This window comes from Mesorhizobium sp. A623, assembly GCF_054489405.1.
This window is the reverse complement of record NZ_JBTMXB010000040.1, coordinates 1-22,375: the sequence shown is the minus strand read 5'-3', so window position 1 is coordinate 22,375 and position 22,375 is coordinate 1. Positions and strand designations below refer to the sequence as shown.

The 22,375-nt window shown below is 59.7% G+C and carries 14 protein-coding genes and 2 pseudogenes; 15 read left to right on the top strand and 1 reads right to left on the bottom strand.

The window, feature by feature from the left end; translation table 11 throughout:
• The first annotated feature begins 94 nt into the window (after positions 1-94).
• The 15 genes and pseudogenes from ACX3P1_RS24235 to ACX3P1_RS24165 all read left to right on the top strand — a co-directional run bounded on the left by ACX3P1_RS24235 (position 95) and on the right by ACX3P1_RS24165 (position 22,198).
• Positions 95-4,609, top strand: a complete 4,515-nt coding sequence (locus ACX3P1_RS24235) for a DUF6603 domain-containing protein (protein WP_459082140.1) — start codon at positions 95-97, stop codon at positions 4,607-4,609.
• A complete protein-coding gene (locus ACX3P1_RS24230) occupies positions 4,606-7,827 on the top strand; it encodes a fibronectin type III domain-containing protein (protein ID WP_459082139.1) in 3,222 nt (1,073 codons plus the stop codon). The genes ACX3P1_RS24235 and ACX3P1_RS24230 overlap by 4 nt, the downstream gene beginning before the upstream one ends.
• Entirely contained in the window at positions 7,824-10,241 is a 2,418-nt protein-coding gene (locus ACX3P1_RS24225; RefSeq protein WP_459082138.1) for a hypothetical protein, read from the top strand. The genes ACX3P1_RS24230 and ACX3P1_RS24225 overlap by 4 nt, the downstream gene beginning before the upstream one ends.
• 443 nt (positions 10,242-10,684) lie before the next feature.
• Positions 10,685-10,831 (top strand): annotated as a pseudogene (locus ACX3P1_RS24220) (helix-turn-helix domain-containing protein); the annotation flags it as partial.
• Between the two features lie 140 nt (positions 10,832-10,971).
• Complete coding sequence (locus ACX3P1_RS24215) at positions 10,972-12,363, top strand: hypothetical protein (protein ID WP_459082137.1); 1,392 nt, start codon at positions 10,972-10,974, stop codon at positions 12,361-12,363.
• Positions 12,353-12,946: a hypothetical protein gene (locus ACX3P1_RS24210; RefSeq protein ID WP_459082136.1), complete on the top strand. Its 594-nt coding sequence runs from the start codon at positions 12,353-12,355 to the stop codon at positions 12,944-12,946. Before ACX3P1_RS24215 ends, ACX3P1_RS24210 begins: the two co-directional genes overlap by 11 nt.
• Positions 12,943-15,087 carry an AAA family ATPase gene (locus ACX3P1_RS24205; RefSeq protein WP_459082135.1) on the top strand — a complete coding sequence of 715 codons (2,145 nt, stop codon included), beginning with the start codon at positions 12,943-12,945 and terminating at the stop codon, positions 15,085-15,087. The genes ACX3P1_RS24210 and ACX3P1_RS24205 overlap by 4 nt, the downstream gene beginning before the upstream one ends.
• A 120-nt stretch (positions 15,088-15,207) precedes the next feature.
• Entirely contained in the window at positions 15,208-15,507 is a 300-nt protein-coding gene (locus tag ACX3P1_RS24200; RefSeq protein WP_459082134.1) for a hypothetical protein, read from the top strand.
• Positions 15,508-15,716: 209 nt separating this feature from the next.
• The gene (locus ACX3P1_RS24195) at positions 15,717-17,255 is read left to right on the top strand and encodes a hypothetical protein (RefSeq protein WP_459082133.1); all 1,539 of its coding nucleotides are present in this window, start codon (positions 15,717-15,719) and stop codon (positions 17,253-17,255) included.
• A 123-nt stretch (positions 17,256-17,378) separates the two neighbouring features.
• Entirely contained in the window at positions 17,379-17,771 is a 393-nt protein-coding gene (locus ACX3P1_RS24190; protein WP_459082132.1) for a type II toxin-antitoxin system RelE/ParE family toxin, read from the top strand.
• On the top strand, positions 17,737-18,090 hold the full coding sequence (locus ACX3P1_RS24185; RefSeq protein WP_459082131.1) for a helix-turn-helix domain-containing protein: 354 nt from the start codon (positions 17,737-17,739) through the stop codon (positions 18,088-18,090). Before ACX3P1_RS24190 ends, ACX3P1_RS24185 begins: the two co-directional genes overlap by 35 nt.
• Positions 18,091-18,109: 19 nt before the next feature.
• Positions 18,110-19,081, top strand: a complete 972-nt coding sequence (locus tag ACX3P1_RS24180) for an ABC-three component system protein (protein ID WP_459082130.1) — start codon at positions 18,110-18,112, stop codon at positions 19,079-19,081.
• Complete coding sequence (locus tag ACX3P1_RS24175; protein WP_459082129.1) at positions 19,068-19,307, top strand: ABC-three component system middle component 8; 240 nt, start codon at positions 19,068-19,070, stop codon at positions 19,305-19,307. The genes ACX3P1_RS24180 and ACX3P1_RS24175 overlap by 14 nt, the downstream gene beginning before the upstream one ends.
• A 1-nt stretch (position 19,308) precedes the next feature.
• On the top strand, positions 19,309-21,117 hold the full coding sequence (locus ACX3P1_RS24170; RefSeq protein WP_459082128.1) for a DUF2326 domain-containing protein: 1,809 nt from the start codon (positions 19,309-19,311) through the stop codon (positions 21,115-21,117).
• Complete coding sequence (locus ACX3P1_RS24165) at positions 21,017-22,198, top strand: S1 family peptidase (protein ID WP_459082127.1); 1,182 nt, start codon at positions 21,017-21,019, stop codon at positions 22,196-22,198. The genes ACX3P1_RS24170 and ACX3P1_RS24165 overlap by 101 nt, the downstream gene beginning before the upstream one ends.
• A gap of 70 nt (positions 22,199-22,268) precedes the next feature.
• Here the strand turns inward: ACX3P1_RS24165 and ACX3P1_RS24160 are convergent.
• Positions 22,269-22,375 (bottom strand): annotated as a pseudogene (locus ACX3P1_RS24160) (IS6 family transposase); the annotation flags it as partial.

Sequence of the window (22,375 nt, the reverse complement as noted above, 5' to 3'; positions counted from 1 at the left end):
GAGGAAGGAAATTCGATCTTGTGTTTCGTAGGAGTCTTCGACGAACCACCGTCGGGCGCAGCCCGCCGCGCCGTTACCCGGCGGGGGCGCACCGATGTCCTATGATCTGTCCGGCCGATCGCTGACCCCGCTTTCCGAACTGATCTCCCAAGCCGACTTTCCGCTGTCAGAGATGCTGCCCGTCGATCAGGTGGCATCGGTCTTCGACCGGCTTTACGTCGCAGAACACAGCGTCATGGTGATCGACGACAACCTAATGATCGACGCGCATCTGGCCTTCCCCGAGGAAATTTCTTTCGCCATCCCCGGGGCAGATGCCTATTCGCTCGTCCTGGGATCGGCTGGGCCGGGTTGGACTGCGCTGAAGATGCATCTGGCGGTCGGGCCGGATTTCGCGCTCGTGCTCAGCGACCTGACGATTGGCCTGCGGTTCGACCCGGACGTACTGCGCAACCCTGCGACGGGAGCCGGGGCGGAGCTCAGCACCGCCTGCACACTGACCATCGACGCCAACGGCGTGCGGATCACCGACTACGGCGCGCTGACGCTAGAGAAGTCAGAGGTCGGCGGCACCGCGGTGCTGGTCGAGGCGAGGGACGTGACACTAGTCCTCGACGGCGATCCGCTGCCCCATTTTCTGGCCGGGCAGCAGGACTTCCGCGGCGTCGCCTTCAAACGGCTGGCGGTGTCAGTCCCGTCCGAATACCTGCAGCTTGCTCCAGGCCAAACGCTCGATCTTGAGATTGAGGACGGCGCGGTCGGCACCACCGGTTTCACCGGCAAGGCATCGTTCGACACCGGGAACGGATCGCCGGTCACAGGCACCTTCTTGGGCTTCGACTGCCGGTTGCGGAAGGTCGAATTGGACCTTTTCGAAAACGCCCTACTAGCTGGCGCGCTTGTACTCGACCTGCGGTTGAAGCCGCTGGAGGCTGGCGGGGCGGAGAAATGGGTCCGACTCGACGTCGACTTCGACCAGGACGGAGGGTTCTCGGCCAGCGCAAGCGCTGTGCAGCCGCTGGGCGCGAGCTCGAAGCCCGGCGCGCTCGTCACGGTGGATTTCGCCGGTGCGGTGAACCTGGCGCTCTCAGGGCTGCGCGTGGAAAAGGATGTCAATGCTGCGGGCAACGTCTGGTCGATCTATTTCTCCGGCGACGTCCAAGTCGACATCCCAGGCGCCTCATGGCCCGAACTGGGTTTCGACGAAATAGGTATCAATTCGAAGGGCGACCTGCTTGTACCCGAAGGAGGCGGGATCACCTTCGAAACCCCGCTGGTCGTCGAATGGTACTTCGTGCGCCTGCTGATCCCCAAGTTCCGCTTCGGCCGCCCCGAGGGCTCGAACAATCTCCTCCAGGTCAAACTTTCGGCCGTGGTGGACCTGATCGAAGGCCTGCCCGCAGGGGCGAGCGTGGACGGGCTTACGATCACCTGGGACCCGGGATCGAGCGCCGCACCGGATGTCAGCTTCTCCGGCATTGGGGTCGAATTCTCCTCGCCGGGCGTGTTCTCTGCTGGAATCGAGGTTGGCTTCACTCAAGCGGGCGGTTCGGTCGAATTCCGGGGGCAGGGGCATCTGGAGCTCAGCGCGCTCGACATAGAACTGCAAATCGGGGTCATCGTCGGTTACGACGCGCCGCAAGACTTCTCCTACCTCTACCTTTTTGCAGATGCGAAGCTGCTGCCCACAGGCATTCCGATCGGAAACAGCGGGCTATCGATCTACGGGTTCCAGGGTCTGATTGCCTACAACATGGCGCTGACGCTCGATACGTCACTGCCCGAGGACGAGCGCTACTACGAACTCTTCATGCGCGATCCGATCGGAATCACAGACATCGACAAATGGGGCAAGCGCAAGGGGCAGAACGCCCTTGGAATCGGGGTCATCCTTGGCACGGCGGACAAGGGTTTTGCTTTCAATATCAAAGGCTTACTGGCTATACCCTTCCCGGATCTCGTCATCCTTTTGCAGGCGAGGGCCAACTTCCTGAAGCTCAAACCGGACATGAGCACCGCCTCCGAGGGGTCCATGGATGCACTCATGGTCTTCGACAGCATCCAGAACACCTTTACCTTCGACATCATCGCCTCCTGGGGCATACCCAATATCGTGGAAATTGGCGGCTCGGCCCGTGTGTTCTTCGACTTCGACGACCCTGGGGCGTTCTACCTGCGCATTGGGCAGGATATCGACGGCAAGCGCGTCACCGCCAACGTCATCAGGTGGGGCGAAAAATGGCTTTTCAGCGCGGGCTTCTGGTTTGAACTGAATGCGCGTGGTGTCGTCACCGGCGTGCTGATCGAGGTTGGCGTCCGCTTCGAAGGCGGCGGGTTCTGGATCGAGGCGATCGGGCGCGCGCGCGGTGAAATGAAGCTCTTTTGGGAGCCGCCGCAATGGGAAGGCGATCTCGAGCTTTCGGGGCGGATCGGCGCGGGTTATAGGGGTCTATCCATCGGAATCGAGCTGGGCGGTGCGGCGAGGGCGCGGGTGATGCGCCCGATGGACGTGCGGATCGAGGCGCACGCTTGCCTGAAGGCGCTCTTCTGGAAGGCCTGCGTCGGCCACACCTTCAAATGGGAAAAGATCGACCCGCCGATCCTCGAGCGCCCCTTACGGGAAATCTCGGCCAAGCCGCGGGACTGGACTTTGCTGGTCGAGGGCATGCCGGCGCCGGGGGCGGGGGGCATCGCCGGGGCAAACGATGGCGTCGTAAGCCTGCGCGAAGGCGTAACCATTGCCGGGGTGCAGCCACACAGCTTCCTAACGATCAATTTCGCCAAGCCGATGATCGACAACACCGGCCTCTTCAGCGAGCGTGTCCCCTTGCCCAACGACGGTTTTCTTACGGTCGGCGAGAACTCCGGCTTCGCGGCTTCCTATGAACTTCGGGGCGTGAGACTCGTCCGCGATCCCGGCGGCGATGACGAGGTTTTTGACATCTGGGGCGTGTGGGCGCTGGAAACGCCGAACTACAACACCAGCCTTCGGCTTCTGTCCTCCGAACGCTTCGCCCATGACGGCAGCCTGACCGAAAGCTTCGTTGAAGGGACGGAGCTCGACTATTGTGACGATCCGGTCAATCAGCGCGTCTGTCTACCGCTTAAGGAGCTAGAGCCTGGCTATGGCCTCCTCGCAGGCGAATACCGCTATCACTGGGACACTTCGAAAAGCCCTTATCCTTACGAGGATCGCAGGAATTCGCCATTTCTCGAACTGCTGGCCGGTGACGTCTTTTCGGTCTGGCTGGGCGGGGGGGAGGCAAATGTTGAATTCCACACGACCAACTGCCCCGAACGCGAGAAGCCCGAAAAGGAGAAAAGCGACGGCGAGCGGTTTGGCGGCGGCACTCCACAAGTCACCGGACCCTTGCCGGAAGCCGACAGGCCGGTTCCAGCATACCAAGGAGACACCGGCCAATGGGTAATGCCCGTCAATGACGGGGCGCAATGCCTAGTGAAGATTTGCTTCGACACCGGCCACGGGAACCCGGAATACGTTCTGGGCAAGCGCCGCGGCGGGCTGAGGACCAACAAGGAGAAATGGACGGTCCCAGATTCCGCGCAACTTCTCATTCCCGGAGAGACCTATGCTCTTTCCGTTGAACTAAAGACCCAGCTGCGCCACCCTGACGGTAGCAAGTCGGAGCAGCCCGGCGCGCAGCAGACATGGACCGGCACTTTCACCGTTGCGCCACCGCCACTATACTGCGGGGCGCTCGACGATTATATCGCGGCGACCTATCCTTTCGCGGACGCGCGGCCGGTCTACACCGGCTATGACTTCGCCATCCGCTTCGTGGATGACTACGTCAACTACCTTTACGCAGCGGGCCAGCAAAAACTGCTGATCCGGCTTTTCGACGGACAGGGGCGGCCGGTGATCGATCAGTCGGGCAAACCGGTGTTGATTCCCGCGACACAGAAAGGGATGCCAGAGAAGGGGCTGAGCCAGAGCTATTGGGAAAGGCAATACCTGATAAACAAGGAGGCGGGCTGCATCGCGGAGGATTTGGGTGACCAGTCGGGCGAAACCACGCTGACGCTGCCCGCAAGCGTCCTGACGTTGACGCCGAATTCGCAATACAGGGCGACCCTTGTCAGCGACAAGGACATCGAAGTTCCGCTGCATTTCTGGACCTTCACCACTTCCCTCTACGAGAGCTTCACCGACCTTGTAACCCGTGCGGGCGAGATCCGCCGCCCGGTGCCGACGTCCGCCACGATCACGTCGGTCGTCTTTGACTCCGCCTGCCGCCAGCTTGGGATAGCGACCGTGGCCTTTGTCGCGCACAGGACGCTGACGCCCTTCGTGTCGCTGGACCGCACGCAGCTCGTCGCCGTGCTCTTCGAGGCGCCCGAGCCGCTCGATCCCGCGAGCCGCCTAGGTGTCACACTGGATGGGGCGGCGGTTCAGGTCATAACGAACGGCGACGGCACGCGGCTTCTACTGCGCCGGGCGACCGGCACCTGGGCCGCAGGCGATCACGTCCTTACGCTGAACTGGTCGCGGGGCCAGCCCAGCGACCTGGCGGAGACGCTACGCGCCGTGAACGGCGCGCTCGGCGATGAGACGGTCCCGATCGCGTTTGCCAGCGGAGATCCATGATGGTTTTCCCTGTTCCCCCACGCCCGAGTTCAGAACTACTGCAGCCGCGCGATATCGACATCATCGCCTGCTGTCGTCCGCAGCCGAAGGGCCAGCAATCCTTTGACAAGGTCTACGGCATCCGCTGGATCACGCGACCCGACATCGGCTGGCCAGCAGGCGGCTTTCTTGTTGAACGGATTCTCGGAGGGCAGGCGCAAAACATCCTGAACGGAAACGATCGGTTCAACCTGCCGCAGACCGACGATTGGCCGCTCTTCGGTCAAGAAATCTCCGACCGCCGACCGATCAAGGGCCCCTATTTCCCCTTCCTCGAGATCACCGAGGGCAACCTCGGCCATCTCAGGCCGATCATCCGGCTCGTCGACCCGCGCGTCGATCCCTCGGAAGTCGAGGGCCTGACCCGCGAAGCCGCGAAGGCCTTCGGGTCGAGCCACGAAGACGATGTGGAACTCTCGACAACCTATTGGCCGAACGGTCCCGCCCCGCCGCTCGACGACTTGCTCGCCGATCGGACCACGCGCAGGCCCGTAATTGCCTATTATAAGGAGGCGGCGCTCGGCTATCTTCTGGCGCTGGCGGCGCGCTTCGAATACGCAGTCATGCTGGGTCTCGCGGCCGATGACACGATCAAGGAGGGTGACGGAAAAGTCACCTACCGCGTCAGCACGCTTTCCGGCGATGCGTCCGGGTTCGCGGTGACCGAGGAAATTCCGACCAACAGGATCTGCGCCCCCGCGGCCCCCACGAGTTTCGAGGCCACGCGTGTGCCCGGGTCAGTGCAGCACCCGGCGTTTAGGAACTTTGGCAACTGGACACCGCCGCCCGAACTGCTGGCGCAAGACTCTAACGGAAACGTGCAGACCGCCGAGTTTCTGATCCCGAGAGCGCCCTCGAGCATCACAGCGCTCACTTGGTCCGCGCCGCCCAACAGTGGGCGGATGATAGACCACGAGCCGGTGCTTTACGAACTCGCGCGTTACGACCACGGCGCGAAGACCGCGGCGCAAAGTACCGCTCCCGCCATCCCACCGGTCGCGGATTTCAAGCCGCTCTTCGATAGCAATCAAATGCTGCGGTCTGACACCGCGCCGCAGGCTCTCGATACCCTCGGCCATCCCTGGCCGGAGATGGAGGGATATTATCACTACCTCATCAGGGGCATCGACCTTTTGGGCGAAAGAAGCAGCGTCCCTGCGATCGCTTCGGTGCGCCACCACGACGACCTGCCGCCTCCAGCGACACAGGTGCGCCTGCTGGAACTGCTCCCGCCAGCAGGGCAAGTAGATGTGCAAACGAGTCAGACGCTGGATTTCGACACGCCCGACCAGTCACGCGATGTGCGGCTCGCCATCAGATGGATCGGTCCGCAGGACTTTGGGGGGCCCGACGCAGCGGAGTTCCGGGTCGTCGTGCGCTGGCACGCAAGGCGGCCCGTCCATATCGAAATTCTCAGCGTCACGCCGGTGGCAGACAGCCTGCACCAAGGCGACGTGGTGCTCGGCAGCCTTACCGAACCTGCCGACAGCCTTGCCGGAGCACGGCTGATCCTGCCCGACGGGGAATACCCGATCGTGTCACACGGTACCGGCTCGGGGGCGGTCATGCGCATCCGCCGGATCTCCGGACGGCTGCCGGGACCGGGGCAGGCCGGGCTGATCTACGGCGTTGGCGAAGCGCTCGGCCATCACCGGATTGGGCGTGTACCTCGCCGCCCGGCGGTCTCCGCAACTGTGGCTGAGGTGCTCGACACCAACCCGATGTTGATCCGGCTGGCCGCGGCGGGGGCGGAGCCTCTGCCCTCGGACAGAGAGGCATCGGTTTACACGCATCTGCTGCGGACCTCCTTTAACGCAACGTACGAAGGCGGCGACGTTTGGCGTATCAACGCGCCGGGGGCGGACGATGTGCGGCGGCAAAGCTGGGATGCCTGGCTGACGCTCACGAGTCCGGAAACGGCGCTGACGGACTCGCCCATCATCCTGTTCCCGCCGCATGAAACGACCGTCTCGCTGATACCACCCAAGGGCTTTATTGCGGGCGTCGTGATGCTGGACGTTATGGCGGCTGACGATACCGCCTACGTCGATAGCCCCGAATATTCCGGGTCGGGCTCGGGCATGACCGGCCTCAAGGGCAACGAAAGCGATACGACGACGGCAACGGTCTCCGCCCGGGTACTGGTGCCGCCCGATGCACCTGACATCCCACGCTACCATCCCACCCGCTTCACTTGGGCCGAGACGGCAGCGAAATACGCCGAGGAGGCCAATTACGAGCTGCGGTGGCCGGCGAACGGGGCCGCGCATTATGAGATCTGGCGCGTGCTCGAAGGGGGGATCCCCGGTGCGACCCCTGTCACGTCAGACTCCAACCTGCGCACACTCGCGGCGGCCAACGGCGACACTTTCACGATGCGGAGCCTCAGGGTTTTCGCCGGCAGCTACCGAGACGAGCTGCCGGGCCGGGCCCCAACGCGCGCGCTCTACCGCGTCCGCGGGGTTAGCGAGGCGGGGGTGCAGGGACCGTGGTCGGACCTGATCGGGCCCGTGCATGTCCCAGACATCCGCCAGCCCGCCGCCCCGAATTTCACCCGCATCTTCGCACCAACTCCCAAGAACGACGACGGCGGGGAGGCGGCGCGGCAGCTGGTGCTTGAATGGAATCAGCCCGGCCCCGCCGCCGACCTGAGGTTTGAGATCGAGCGTCAGGACCCCCGGGATGACAGTTGGCAAATCGCAGGCGTTATCCCGCGTGGCGCGCTGCCGCAGCAGGGGCAATTGCGGGTTTTCCGCCAGGTCATCGGCGGGCTCGTTCCAGGTCTGAAGACCACCTTCCGCGTCACTGCGGTGCGCGAGGCGCGCGACCCGGTTGATCCCTTCGGCCAGGTCCGCCGCGACATCCGGGGTAAGCCCTCACAACTGCGGGCAGCCGTCCCGTTGGGCTCGCTGGCCGAGCCGCGCGACCTCGACGGGGTGGAGACGGGCGGGGGCAGCGGCATCGCGTTGAGCTGGTCGAACTTCGATCTCTACCGGTCTATTGAGGTCCTGCGCAAAGGACCTGAGGACCACCGGCTGCGACGTATCGCGGCCATCGAAGGGGCGCTGGAGAGCTACCGAGACAGCGGGCTGCATTCGGGTACTTGGCAGTACCAGCTCCGGGCCCTGGGACATTCGCGCAAGGCGGAAAGCGAGATCCTAGAGGTTGAGCTGCCATGACCGATTTTCTTAGACTTCTGATGACGCCTGCCGACCGCGAGCGCATCGTGGCGGGGTCGGTGGCGGTGACTGAAACGCCCTTCAGTTCAGTTCCCGCCACGGCATTCGACCCACGCCCAGAAAGCCTGCGCCTCCAGCTCCGAATTTCGGATCCTGAGAAGGGCGCACCGCAATTGAAAATGATTTTCCCTGGAATAATGCGCTTCGAACCCGACGTCCCCGTGTACCCGAAAGTGCTGCCTTCAACGGGCAATATCCAGATGACCGGCGACGCCGTCGAGCGAGCCTCATACGACTCCTGGCCGGAACGCGGCAAGCTGAGGGTGGAGGCGACGACTCCCCGTATTGTGCGGGGGATGACCGCGGATAACAAGATCACCGGCATAGGCGTACCACCGCAGATCGCCTGGTTCGAGCCCGTCTTGATGACGCTGGATTTCCTCAACTTGGCCGTCCTGAACGGTATGAAGCGCCGCGCGATTACGCTCTATCCCAACGGGCCTAGAACACAGGTCTTTGATGGTCAGACCAAGGGCTGGGCGGAACAGGCTGTCATCAGCTTCTATCAATCACTCTATCAGCCCCTACTGGAGATCAATCCCGACACACCACCGAAACGCGAGCTAGACGATGTAATCCGGCTACCGATGCCGCTTTTCCCGATGACCGTAACCGGGGACGTCGACATCCGAATCACACTGGCCGCCGGCCGTAGCCGGTCCGACCGTGTCGATTATCCGATCGCCAATAGCCTGGGCCTGCCCGAACATCATCCCGGCCACCCCGATATCGAGACTTTGCCGACGCGCGCTTTCTGGCAGAGGAACCGGGCGCAGATGATCGGAGCGGATGCCGAGAACGCGACGGTGGATGCGATCATCGGTGACGACATTTTTCCCCAAACTATGAAGCAGCGCGTGAACGAGTTGGGCTTCGGCAACCTCGGCCCGACGAACAACACGTTTAACGACCGCGCCCATTGGGCAGTGCGCGAATTCCAGATCTATTCGAAGTACCAGACCGTCGCGACCGAACCGCAGGGCGCCACCGGGGAATATGCCGACAGGTTGCAGGCGCAGGTAAACCCCTCGCCCTATACCGGGCCCCTAAATGGGTTCCTGAACACCGCGACCCGCGAAAGAATCGACCTCTGGGGCCGCCCCGCCAACCGGCTGCGCTGCCCGGTAGTCGTCACCGCACGGACGGGCGATCCGCAGTGGCAGGGGGTTCAGGCCGGCGGGGAAAACATCTGGGCGCATAACGACATAACGACAAGAGACCCCCGGGTCTTCGTGCGCGATGTCAGCGACCGTTACAATCTGCCTGCACAGGACGCCCGCGACGCGACCGTTGGCGGAAACCGCTACATCATCCTGGGGTATTACGAGCCGCGTGGAACCGGCGGGCCCAACATGCTTCCCGACCATTCCTGGGCCACCATGCGACTCGATAGCCTGCGCCTGACTGGCGTGAACGAAACCACGCTCTTCGGGCCGGGCGGGAACGCGGCGATGCTGTCGACCTACATGACTGTACTACCCACGATTGAGAAGGAGGCGGCATCGCGTTTCGATGTCTGCAATGCCTGGGACGAAGGGGCGACGCTGTCGCTGCCGCTCTTCCACTACACGTTCAGTTCCGGCGAGCTCGGGGGGCTTTTCGCCTATATGGAAAATGAGGTGCCCGGGGACTTCGCCAGTGCGATCACTTTCTTCGGGCTGAAGCAGGCAAACGCTTGGGCGAACGTTAGGCAATCCTCGGGCGCGCGGACCTCACGGATGCAGTGTATTCGCAAGGTGGGCGGGACGTTCGAAAACGTGCCACAGACCCAGGAAGACGAAAACTATTTTAAGAACTGGCACTGGTTCTACCGGGCAGTGATGGCCAATCGCATCTTCGATACATGGAAATCCCGCAGCTATAACTTCGCGCGCTGGCGCCTAAACGATGTTCGGGCCGGCATGATGACCAACCAGCCGGTCGGCAATGAGGCAAACGCACCTGTTGCAGCGAACACCGCCGTACCCAATCTTGGCCAAATTTTCACGTCGGAGCGCGCACTGGCGATGTTGTTGCGCTGGCATGTCAACCGCCCGGCCCACATCCTAATTGGCAACCCGCCAACCGCGGCGGCACATCTTTGGGGTGCGATTGAGCGGGCACAGGATCCGGCCCAGAACGGCGGCCTAGATCTCAACTGGGCCGGTGACATGGCGAACTGGGCGAACGATCACGAAACCGCTCTAATGAACGGTTTGGTTGCGGAGGCCGCGACGCTGACCGATTCAAGAGGCAGGCCTTACCTCCGCGTGCGGGACGACATGATCGATATCCGCGACAATTTCACGGAACAGAGACGGCGGCCTTCTGCGGACCGCGGCTCGTTCCAGTTTCACGCCCCCTTGAACGTGTGAAATCAGCTTGACCGTATCCCACGTAAAGAAAGGTACGCCGGCCGGCCTGGGACTGGATCTGCGGCGGACTGCGCTTTACACGACCTGCCGATTTGATTGGCGGCATCCGCGACGAGTGCGGGCCAAGTCGTCCCCATGAGGTGGGGCTGTCTTCCAGCGATCGGCGGCCCGTGCGCCGATCAGATCAGATTAACCGGCACGATGTTGGGCTCAATGGCCTCGCTCCGCCCGCGGCAGATGACATGCCTGCGCTCGCCGGCCACCTCCGGCCGCGGCCAGAGGCCCGATGTGCCCTGAGTGTTGCGAGTTGGTGTCTACCCAATACCAACCATCACCCATGAACCGCGCCCCGCGGACATCGGGAGGTTGGGACGGCGCCGACTTAGCGCTCAAAGGGACGCTCACCTATGGGTCGGAGGCCTTGGGAATCGACGGTGTGTGCGCTTGTCCTCTCGCGTTCGATCGTCTCCACGGCGATGATTGCGAAGGCAGCGAAGGTGACCCCACGTGGAGCGCTCAATCTTGTGGTGGACCTCGGGGTGCGGGAAATGACGGGGCGAGGGCGCTATCGGGCTTGGGGGGTCATCTAGGTGGCGGATCGCTATTCTATGCATGCCGTCGCTTGCGACGCCGGCGTGGCCGCTGTCCGTGCCAAATTGGCGCCCGACTGAGGATTTGGGCGAAACACAGTATTGCGATAGTGTTTCGGCATATTGAGGGAGGGGCGCGCTTGGAAGAATTTCCACCAGATCTACTTCAGGCAATAGCTGCGGCGGGGGGCGGGCAGGTCGCACTCGTGATCGGTGCTGGATGCTCGGTCGAATCTCCAACCGAGATTCCGCTGGCAGGCGCTCTTTCACGCGCAGTCGAACGGCGACTTGTCCTTGACGGTGTTCTCGCCGACGGTGAATGCGCCGATCCTTGGAATCTTTCGCAGCTCACGACGCTGGTCTGGCAAAAGACAGGGAACCAGTCGGGCGTCGTTACACGATTTCCGCTTGATCGGATGAGGCTGGCGAAGCCCAACCTCGGCTATAAGCTGCTTGTCGCGTTGATGGCGGAGGGAGCAATTAGTCATGTCCTGTCCTTGAACTTCGACCTCGCTGTCCAACACGCAGCTTCGGATCTTGGTATCGAAATTGCCATCATCGATCAGTCGGGGCAGGCTGTCCCGGTGCGTGCCGCACTCGTTCATCTTCATGGAAGTGCCAATGGAGCCAGCGAGGCGCTTGTGCTGCGCGAGGAGGTCATTGACGCAGCCTGGCGTGGTCAGTGGGAACAGATTGTTGCGCAGCAAATTCTGGGCGCCCCTGTTGTTGTGTTCGTAGGACTTGGCTCTGCCGCGCCCGTGCTGACGGCAACCGTAAATATGATCCAGTCGGCGCTTGGTGGAAACAAGACCCTCTATCAAGCCGACATCGGCGCATTCGAGAACAACGGATTTGCGCATCAGCTCGGCATACCTGAGCAGCAATACGTCCAAGGCGGATGGAGCGCATTTCTCACCCGACTTGCAGAAAGATTGGCGGCGTCACAAGTCGACGCCCTCGATGAGAACGGTACAACGCTCCTAAATGAGAACGGCGTGGCGCCAGGCGATCAAGCGCTTTTCAAGGGGCTTGTTACGGGTCTAAGAGCTTTGCCGCTGCTGGCTGTTGGGAAGCATCGAGCGTTTGGCCGGCTAGAACGGGGAAAACTCTACCGTCCTCACTCTGTGGCCGACGACGAGCTCATGTCGGAACCGATTCTAAAGCTGGCGCAGATCGTGGAACACCACGGCTTAGCGGCCTCACCGACGCAGGGCGGAACCTGGCTGATCAAACGCGAAGGGAGGCACATCGGTCAGGTTCTGCTGGCAACTGGCAGCGGTACTCGCCGAATGGCAGCCCTGGAGCCTCGAGCCAGAATCGTTTGCGGGTATATCGAAGAGCACTCTTTTTCTGGCCCTGATCTTGTACTGATTGGCGGGGTAGCAACGGGCGAACCGCTGGGGGCTCACGTCGACCTTATTGCCGACGCTGAGCCCGGCCACCTCGTCGACGGCCCCTCCGGTCCGGTCCTTCTTTCTGCCGACGAGCCAGACTTTCTTCATCGGGCAGGGGAGTTGTTCCATGCAGCTTAGCGATGCATCACTTACGACATCGGTTCTCGTTGCCCTGGCGAGCGAGGTTTTCACCGCCAGTGGCTATCGCGTCGTGCGCGATTTGACGGATTTAGCCCATTCCGCGGACAGGGGTCTGCTCGCTGAGGACGAGTTTAGCGTCGTATCCCTCGTGACTTTCGAAACGTGGCAGCAGCTCGAGAATGAATGGTTAGAAACCCAAGCGGACCTGGTCGAACTCCTTGCGAGGCGGCTATCGAGAGCCGCACCCAAAGCATGGGACGGCTATTTGGTCCTGCTGTGCTTAGGTGAACCCCCGAACCGACAGTTCGTCTCTGCCATCGAGCGCGACACGACCCGTGTGCGGAAGATTGTCGCGACAGGAGAGATGCTGCGCGCCTCTGCAGATGTAGCGCGGGTATTAGACCTACTGTTGCCACTGAATGTCCCGAGCGGCGTCACGATGCTTGAGGACGTTCTCGACTCTCTACCAGAAGTGATGAAATCTAATGCCGATCCGGACGCGGTTCGAGTCGTTGTCGATGCGTTCAGGTCGATGGAGCCTCCCCTTGAGCGCCTCCACTCATTGAGGGGTGAGCAATGAGGATCAAGTCAATCACTATTGAGGGATTTCGTGCGTTTGGACGCACGGCGACGATAGACCTCGATGCCGATGTCATCATTCTGCAAGGGCCGAATGGGGTCGGAAAGACATCTCTGCTCGATGCTATTCTTTGGGCGCTGGCAGGTCATATTTCGCGGTTTCAGGACCGTGGCTCACCCGTCTCCATCTATGCCCGGGAAGGCATAGCTCGCGTCGAGCTAACCTTCAACCACTCCCAACGCGGCGATGTAGTCGTAGTCCGAGCAACGGACGGATCTGCAACGTCGGTCCGCCTGAAAACCGAAAACGCCGAGTTGGAAGGAGCGGCGGCGCAACAAGAACTGTGCAATCTCCTGTTGCCACACCTGACGGACCGCAGCGAGTCGCTCCAGACCCTCGAGAATGTTCTCACCCGTGGTGTCTACCTCCAGCAGGATTTGGTTAGGCAGTTTGTCGAAGGCGACTCGGCAATAGAGAGGTTCGCGTTGATCAGTGAGGTGATTGGCGCGGGCGTCGTTCTTGAGTTGCAGCAGGCTCTCGAGAAGAGCCGAAACCAGTGGTCGCGAAGCACGAGCGCCCTTCGCAAGGAGGAAATCGAGCCGCTGCGCGGGCGCGTCGCGCAAATTGATGAACAACTCGCACGTCTCACGGATGCGGGTGCCGGGGGCGAGGTCGATGCTGGGACTTTGGCCACTAGCCTGTTTGAACGCGCGATTACCCTCATGGGCCAAAGCAGGGTTGGCTCGGATGAGCCACCGACTACCCCCAGTCGCCTGGACCGGTTTCTAAAGTCGCTGACAACTGAACGTGCTCGAATTGAGAGAGAGGTCGGGATCGCGGCCGGTCTGGGAGAGCAGACCCGATCCCTCGAACCAGATCCGGTAGACTATGATACCGAGCTGGCTCGGCTCGAGCTGGAAGAGAGCAATCTCGCAACGGAATTGAAGAATGTCGACGAGAGGCTGAGAAACGAGATTGCCCGATTGGAGGAAGAGCGCGAACGGCAGGTCGCGGAGCGTGACAAGGCCAAGCGCCTCGCGGCCCTGGCGCGCTTAGCACTTGATGATCTCGGGGATCATTGTCCAGTGTGCGAGCAGACCCATGACCGCGAGCACACAGTTCGCCATCTTCGCGAACTCATTGCAAGCGCATCGGAAGAGGCAGAGGTCGGCGCGCCGGACGAGCGCTTATCCGCGCTAAATGCAGGCCGGTCAGTAGCCCAGCAACGCCTGGAAGGGGTCAAACTTGAGCGACGGGCGTTTGAAGACAACCGACGGGAACGTGCAGCCCAACGGTCGGTCCTTCTTACTCGCTTGTCCGATATGGGGGTGAACACCGATCACGACATTGCCGAACAGCTTCAAGCGCGTCGAACTGAAACAGAAGCAAGCCTTCGCACCGTGGCCAATCTTATCACAGAAGGGGAGCAGCTCTCCCTGAGTATCGTTCGGCTTGGCGAGGGTAAACGCCGCGAAGAATTGATGGCTGAGCGAGCCGCGCTCGTTTCGCGACTTGGACAAGCGTCTGCTAAAGCCGATAGTCAGGATCGCACTCATGCCGAAGCTGGCAGGATCATTGATGGGCTTCGGAATGCATCATTGCTTGTGACCCGGCGCCAGATCGAACAGATAGCTCCGTTGTTTCAGAGGATTTATAGTCGGATCGACCCTCACCCGACTTTCCGCACCACCCAGATCATAGCCGATATGGAGCGTGGGAAAGGCCACCTCCATGTCGGAATTGCAGATCCAGATGCTGGATCGCAGCAATACGACGCAGGACCGGTCCTCAGCAGTTCACAGCTAAACTCGTTCGCTGTGTCACTCTTTCTCGCCATGAATCTTGCTCTGCCGGCTCCCGCGCTCGGCGTAACAGTGTTGGACGATCCGCTCCAAAGTCTCGACTCAATCAACCTTCTAGGCCTGGTTGATGTATTGAGACGATTTCGAGCTCACCGTCAGATCATCGTTTCAACCCACGAGGAGCGCCTTATGGGGTTGTTGCAGCGCAAACTCCGCCCAGTGAAGCATGGGGAACGGCTGATTTCGATTGCGTTTGAGGATTGGTCGCGAGAGGGCCCGGTGTTTCGCGAGAAGCGAACGGAATATGTTGGATCGGAAGAGAAGGTGCTGGCGGCCTAGCATCGTGTAGATTGGTCGATATGTAAGCCTAACCCATCGAAATCGAAAGCTTCGACGGCCCCCTTTTCCTCACCCACGGTACAGCCGATCGAGGCTGGTCTGTTGATATGATGCGCCGGCTTGCCCGATCGGCTGCACCGGCACGGCAAAACACCGGAAGTCCATTTCTACGACGGACAGGATCATATCCGGGAAGTGCTGCCGAGAATGATCACCATGAACACCTTATCGCGTTCTTTGAACGCAATCTGGCAATTTGATCTCGGAAAAGTCAGGAATTGTGCGACACGGTATCCAACATTATTGCCGGCCGATTACCGCTGGCAATTGCAGCTGGAGAACCTGCCTGATCTGTCTCCTCCTGCATCCCGCGTTTTTGAGACCGACGCCTCTGCATTAAAGGCTCCGCGTGGGCCTTGAATGTCAGAAAAACATAGCCTTGCCACCATAGCCGGTCCACATGCTCTCAAATCAGCATATTGCTCATGGCTTTCCGGCCGTTGTGACATCGTCAGGCCAATGGCGTCGCCTAGGAGAGCGATAAGTAACTGATTTCGTTGAGTTCGTGGAACGCTTGCAAAACGGACGGCTCGCCTGGTAGGTACTATTAATAAATTAAGCAGTGTGACATGCCAGTATCCGTTACACAGTACCTGCACGATCATGGGCCCTCGCGATCGTCTTTGATAGTCGGGGCCCTGCAGGCCGACGGCGTCTCGGCGGAAGCGGCCCGTCAACGGGTGTCGCGCGCGGTCCAGCCGATACGCCGTTTTCCGATCCCACTTTTTCCGAAGCGTGAATCTTTCCTGTATCTGCAGGAGGACCGCAATTCGGAGCGGTTTTGGCATAATTTCCTGCGTGATCTTCGGGCGTCCAACGCTGTTTATGCGGCGGCGATTGACGGTATTGTCGCGCGAGGGGGGCTCGTTACGGCAGACGGGTTCGCCGTAATAAGCGGCGCGCCCGTCATTCCGCAAAGGGGACAAGTCGCAGCCGACTTAGTCGCCAAGCGACTTGTCTCGGCTGGATTCGTTAAGGAGGTAAGCGACATTGAGCAGGGACGCTGCTTTTCCCTTGCGGCCTCCTTTGGAGGCCCCAGTTTGGAGTCGGTGCGGGCCCGGGCCCTAACCGAAGCGGTCCTCCTTGATGGCGTTAGGGAGTGGGCACGGAAAATCGGCCTTGCCGGCTACAACACTCTGCTTATTCGGGGCGACCCGAACCTTCGGCCGATCGGACCTTTTGCGTTCGATCTCGCCGGCCCCAGCTACCTGCTTCCACTTCAAGGCTCGGCGACAAAGCCGGGTTTTGTTGTCGCCGATGTGTTCGCGGAAGGCATCTTAACCTTGGAACAGGTTCAGTTCTTTATCCGAAAGGCGCGGATGTTGAATGCCACGCTTAGCGGCATCGGTGTCCTATCGATCCTAGTTTCTGAAGGCTTTACCGGTCCTGCACTGACTGCCGGCCACGCCGCCGGCGTAATGTTGGCCACGCCGAAAGATCTGTTTGGAAGGAGGGTAGGGCTTGCGATCACTTCGCTCGTTGAGACATTGAAGAACGCCGCAACGTACGCCTCATCAAGCCCCGAACGGCTCACGTCGTTAATCGAGAATCTTCTCGATATCGAAGGTCGTGCCGGCAACCTGCGCGGCATATTGTTCGAGTTGGTTGCCGGCTACCTCGCGCGGCGCGATGCCGTTTCGATTGACATGGGCGTGAGGGCGACCGATCCCGCGACGGGCAAGACCGCGGACATAGATATTCAAAAAGTAACGAGCCAAGCAAGTTCCGTCACAGCGATCGAGTGCAAGGGAAAGGAGCCTGGTGGGGTGCTGGAGAAAGGCGAGGTTGAGGAATGGCTTCGCAAGATCGCCATCATGCGTTCCCACTACCGAGCTCATCCAGTGTTTCGGGAAGCTGAAGTCCACTTCGAGCTATGGACATCTGGGACCATCCAGCTGGATGCACTTGCGCTCCTTAACGAGGAGAAAGCCAAGCGGGTAAAGGCAACAATCGCCTGGAAGGACGGCCAGGACGTGATGGCCCTCGCACGCAAGCACAAGGAGAAATCTATCGCCGACGCGCTCAACCAGCACTTCATTACCCACCCGCTCGCGGATATCGCGAGGCAACTTGGTGTGGATCAACGAGCGCCGGCAATTTCTGCCTGAATCATGAACTCCGTATTTGAGAAAGGGGCCGAAGCGCATCCTTCTGCGGCGGGCGGCAATCCATCAGTTTGTGTCTGTGGCCGGTTCAAAGAGGATTGACGTCAACGAAACCGCTTGTGAGCTATGGACATTATATGGTACATGCACGCTACATGGGGTGGTATGGAAGAAGGTCGCGCAAAACAAATCCCGGTGGTGTTCTATCGCACGTCTGCCGGGACAGAGATTGTAAGAGAATGGCTTCAGGGCCTCGACCCTGGAGACCGCCAGGCTGTGAGGTTGGATCTGATGAGGGTGCAGTATCGATGGCCGGTTGGGATGCCATTGTGCCGTCCTCTAAAGGACGGACTATGGGAAGTCCGAACTACCTTGCCGAGCCATCGGATAGCGCGGGTTCTGTTTTGTGTACATGCCGAGGCAATTATCGTCCTTTCTGGCTTTATCAAGAAGACCCAGAAAACACCTGACGACGAAATGGTGCTTGCGCGCCGAAGAATGCGTGAATTCCTTGATTGAGGAGTCGATTGAAATGGCAAGTGAACAAAAGGCTGGTAAGCGCTCGATCGAGGGCCTTTCCACGCTCGATAACTTCCTCGGCGATATGGGGAAGCTTGAGGAGTTCCAGGCGGTTGCGATTAAAGAAGTCCTCGCGTGGCAGATTGTGGAAGCGATGAAAGAGCAGCATCTCTCGCGCAAGCGTTTGGCCGAGCGGATGGGGACAAGCCGCAGCCAGATAGGTCGTCTACTCGACCCGACGGATGGAAATGTGACCCTTGCAACGCTGCAGCGGGCGGCGGAGGTAGTCGGTCGCAAGGTACGTATCGAACTGATCTGAGACATATTCCGGGGGGGCTATGAGGCGGGATTATCGGCTCTACGAGCTGCACGACGACGAGTTCGAGCGCCTCGTCGTTCGAATTTGCGTGCGGTGGTTTGGCGAAGGCGTCACGCCATTCGCCCCCGGTAAAGATGGTGGACGAGATGGGAAATTCCATGGGACGGCGATCGGCTTCCCTAGCACATCGGCGCCGCTCTCGGGGCACGTCGTCTTCCAGGCGAAACACGTGAATGCGAGCGACCGCTCATGCTCCGATCGAGATTTCGTCACGCTTCTGAGAAAGGAGCATGCGCAGATCAAGCGACTCGCCGCCGAAGGTCTCTGCGACCACTACATCCTCTTTACGAACCGGAAGTACAGCGGCGGAGCGGACGAAAAGCTGATCAAGGAGCTGTTGGCACTTAGGATAAAGAGCGCTGAAATCGTTGGCACTGAACGTCTGTCACTGGCGCTCGATGACTTCGCTGAAATTCGCAATGAACTTCCCAATCGGTTCGATCCGTCCCCGTTTCGCTTCGAACCTGACGAACTTGTGGAGGTAATTCGCGCAATCCACGACTACACGGACGATCGGAAAGCCGGTGATGTCAATGGTGCGGAAGATTTTGAGAAGCTCAAACTACACGAAAAGAACAAAATCAACGGTCTCAGCGCCAGCTATTACGAGTCGATAATCGTTGACGGGTCGATGCCACATTTTGGGCGGGTCGATCAGTTTTTGAAGAACCCGCGGAATGCCGAGTTTGCTGAACTTTATTACGACGCGGCCGACGAGTTGAAGCAAAAGATCTTCGTAAAACGGGAAGAATTCGCGTCGTTCGATTTCATTTTCGGTTTCCTCTACGAGGAGATCCAGCGTAAGCGCACCGCCTTGCGTGGCAGGCGCCGACTGATCAGCGTGATACTGCATCACATGTATTGCAACTGCGACATTGGCTTGAAGGAACCAGTGTCGGGCTTTCGGAGCGGCGAACATGTTGACGCCTAAGAAGTATCTCAATCTGGACGTGTCAGTGCTGAGGATTTCCGCCGTTATGCTGCGCGAGCTTCGCCGACGCGGTGTCATCGAATTCGAGAAACTCCGTTCGATTGTCGTTAAACGTACCGGCGCCGACGGGGAACTTGCATTCCTGCCCGCCCTCGGCTTCCTGTTTCTCCTAGGCCGCGTCGAATATCATGTGAAGAACGACATGCTTGAGTATAGGGCGGAATGAGATGCAGCTCAGCCGTCTCTATTCCAATTCAAGTGACATATTCGAGCACATTGACTTTAATTCGGGCCGCGATGCCGATCGTCTGAATATCGTGATCGGCGAAGTTCACCGACCGCGCGATCGTAAGCGGGATTCACACAATCTCGGTAAGACAACCCTTCTCCATTTGATTGATTTTATGATGCTCAAGGGCATGTCGCCAGACCACTTTCTGGCGAAGCATCATGATCGATTCCAGAATTTTGTTTTCTTCCTAGAAATTGCTCTGAATGATGGCGACTACGCCACTGTGCGCCGCAGCGTAGAGTCGGCCACCAAGATTGCTATGCGCCGACACCCGGAGCGCGATCAGGACTTCACCGACGCAGCGGATGATACCTGGGACCACGTCGACTTGCCCATCGACGAAGCCGTAAAACTCCTCGATGCCTGGCTCGATCTTCGCATCTTGAAGCCGTACGACTACCGTAAGGCGATCACATATTTCCTGAGAGCCCAAGGGGATTGGGGCGATGAGCTCCAACTTCAAAAATTCCAAGCAGGGCGTGACGTCTACTGGAAGCCCTTCGTTGCTCACCTATTTGGATTTGATTCCCGGCCTATCGAGCGAAAGTACGAGCTTGACGAAGAAATATCGAAACTGAAGCAGAAGCAGGCTGAACAACAATCTGAGGTCCAATTCTCAGAAGATGAGCTCCCCAAGCTGACCGCCCGGATCGGGGTGCTCGGGCAGCAGATGAACCTGCTTGAAGAACAGCTCGATGCCTTCCGGTTCGACGATGAAGAGCGCCGTATCATGCGGGATCTGGTCGAACAGGTGGAACGGGAAATCTCCGAACTCAACGAGCGGCTCTACAATATCAGGTACGACGTTCGACAGATCGACGCCGCCCTCGATCACAAGGACAAGTTTGACCTCAAGGAGGTCGAGTCGATTTTCAGCGAGTCCCAGCTCCACTTTCCTGGCCAGCTCAAAAAACAATACGAGGATCTCGTCGCCTTCAATAAGAAGGTAACCCACGAACGAAACACAGCCCTGCGCGGTCGCCGCAAAACACTTAATGCGGAGATGGCCGTCATTGACGTCAGGAAGGCCGAACTAGACGACAAGCGCGAACAACAGCTCCGTCTGCTCCGCAGCACGGACACCTTCGAAAAATTCAAGGTGCTTCAGAGGGAGTTGGCTGTCCAACTCGCGCAGCTCGTGTACCTGGAGGAGCAGAGAAAAAAGCTTGAGCAAGTCGCCGAAACCGCGAAATCGGTGCGGGAAAGTGAACGTGAGAGAGGCCGCGTCGTTGACGAGATTAAGACTTTGGTCGCGCGTCCAACGCCGCTATTCGAGCGGTTCAGCAAGACATTCAACGCCTATTGCCAGCGCGTCTTGAATCACGAGGGAATCTTCTACTTCGAGGTCAACTCAAACGGCAATTTCGACTACACCATCGGACTGGGATTGGCTGGACAGGTCGGCCAGGCCTCAGGGCAAGGCGATGGCACCAGCTACAAGAAGCTGATCTGTGCCCTGTTCGATCTGTCGCTCCTTAAAATCTATGAGAATGCGTCGTTCTTCCATTTTGTCTACCACGACGGCGTGTTTGAGGCCCTTGATGACAGAAAAAAACTTGCACTGCTGGAGGTGGTCCGAGAGCAAATAGCTGTCGGGAAAACGCAGTACATTATGACGTTAATTGCATCCGACCTTCCGAAGGATGCACAGGGCGAGACGCTTTCATTCAATGATAATGAAATCATTCTGCGCCTTCATGATGAGGGTCCGTCAGGACGTTTGTTCAAGGCGGCGGAGTTCTAATTTGCCGCTTCGCTTCCCAGCAATCACCGTCCAAACCTGCGAGAACCACGCAAGTGGGGAGCGACCCAAGCCGTTAGTCCCGCGCGATGGTGAGCAATCGGCATTATTCTCGGTGCATGATCCCTTTGGGATTCGTAAGGCCATTGTCCCCCTATTCTGGGCAGGGTCCGATGGTGATCTGCAGGGGCTTGGGACTGCGTTCGCCATAGATCCGTGGGGCGGATTTATGACTGCCGATCATGTTATCGCCGATGCGAGAGCGCACGGCAGAACGCTGCGAGGCAGCGATGGCGATTTTCGAGTTGAGATGCCTTCAGATGCTGGCCTTGTTGCCATCTTGGGCCACGGAGTCGTTTTTGGAACCGTGGGCTTACCACAAGAGGCGATTGCACATGTGGGGCGAACTTGGTCGCCGGTTTTGCCTGGAACGGATCCGCTCGCTGCACTCCAAGGGAAATTGGACTTCCAGCCGATTGATCTAGCGCTGTTGCAGACGAGGTCACCAGCGCCCGACTACATTCAAAATCTTCGTATACGCTCGAGGCCGCGAGGGCCGCGACCAGGAGATATCGTCGTGGCGATTGGGTATCCGCAGATTGATACGTTTCGCGGCGACCGAGAAGACGCTCGTACGACGATCGCTGAGGGGATGCAGGTGGCATATGGGCAGGTGACCCGGCTGCACCCACAAGGTCGCGACTCAACGACCCCAACGCCCGTCTTTGAGGTGGAGGCGAATTGGCCATCAGGTATGAGTGGCGGGCCGGTGTTCAATGCCGAGGGCGAAGTGATTGGGTTGGTGAGCCGTTCGATCGCGCCAGAGACCGGCAACGGAATGGGGTTGGCGTGGGCAACCTGGCTGGAGGTATTGCGAGAGCTTCCGGCCTGGGCGCCGACGCTCGATCCCGAGAACCGGGAATGGCGCTGTGGCTGGGCGGTTCTTCGAAGCGAACCGTGGCTGCTGGCCCATATGTTCGGGACGGTGGAAGCGGCCCGCGTTGCCGCCACGACCTTTGGGGCCGACTATTCGGTACGGCCGGGATCATGGCGAATTGGCAGCGATGATTTCATCGGAGCGTGATGCCACTTAGTGACGGTTGTGTTGCAACGGCTGACTGGAAGCGCAAGAAGGCCTGGTCCGAGGCCAATAATGCGGCAAGAAATGCGAACTGTTCGGCCAGGGACGGACTCGGATTGAAGGCGTATCTCGCCTGTCGCTTGCGCATCATGTGGACCATTTCGATGCCGGACAGGATGA

Excerpts from the sequence above, each read along its gene's own strand:
- ACX3P1_RS24195 (WP_459082133.1), top strand. The coding sequence starts at position 15,717 with ATGCCAGTATCCGTTACACAGTACCTGCACGATCATGGGCCCTCGCGA.
- ACX3P1_RS24190 (WP_459082132.1), top strand. The coding sequence starts at position 17,379 with ATGGACATTATATGGTACATGCACGCTACATGGGGTGGTATGGAAGAA.
- ACX3P1_RS24235 (WP_459082140.1), top strand. The coding sequence starts at position 95 with ATGTCCTATGATCTGTCCGGCCGATCGCTGACCCCGCTTTCCGAACTG.
- ACX3P1_RS24225 (WP_459082138.1), top strand. The coding sequence starts at position 7,824 with ATGACCGATTTTCTTAGACTTCTGATGACGCCTGCCGACCGCGAGCGC.
- ACX3P1_RS24170 (WP_459082128.1), top strand. The coding sequence starts at position 19,309 with ATGCAGCTCAGCCGTCTCTATTCCAATTCAAGTGACATATTCGAGCAC.
- ACX3P1_RS24205 (WP_459082135.1), top strand. The coding sequence starts at position 12,943 with ATGAGGATCAAGTCAATCACTATTGAGGGATTTCGTGCGTTTGGACGC.
- ACX3P1_RS24165 (WP_459082127.1), top strand. The coding sequence starts at position 21,017 with ATGCACAGGGCGAGACGCTTTCATTCAATGATAATGAAATCATTCTGC.
- ACX3P1_RS24230 (WP_459082139.1), top strand. The coding sequence starts at position 4,606 with ATGATGGTTTTCCCTGTTCCCCCACGCCCGAGTTCAGAACTACTGCAG.
- ACX3P1_RS24175 (WP_459082129.1), top strand. The coding sequence starts at position 19,068 with ATGTTGACGCCTAAGAAGTATCTCAATCTGGACGTGTCAGTGCTGAGG.
- ACX3P1_RS24180 (WP_459082130.1), top strand. The coding sequence starts at position 18,110 with ATGAGGCGGGATTATCGGCTCTACGAGCTGCACGACGACGAGTTCGAG.
- ACX3P1_RS24210 (WP_459082136.1), top strand. The coding sequence starts at position 12,353 with ATGCAGCTTAGCGATGCATCACTTACGACATCGGTTCTCGTTGCCCTG.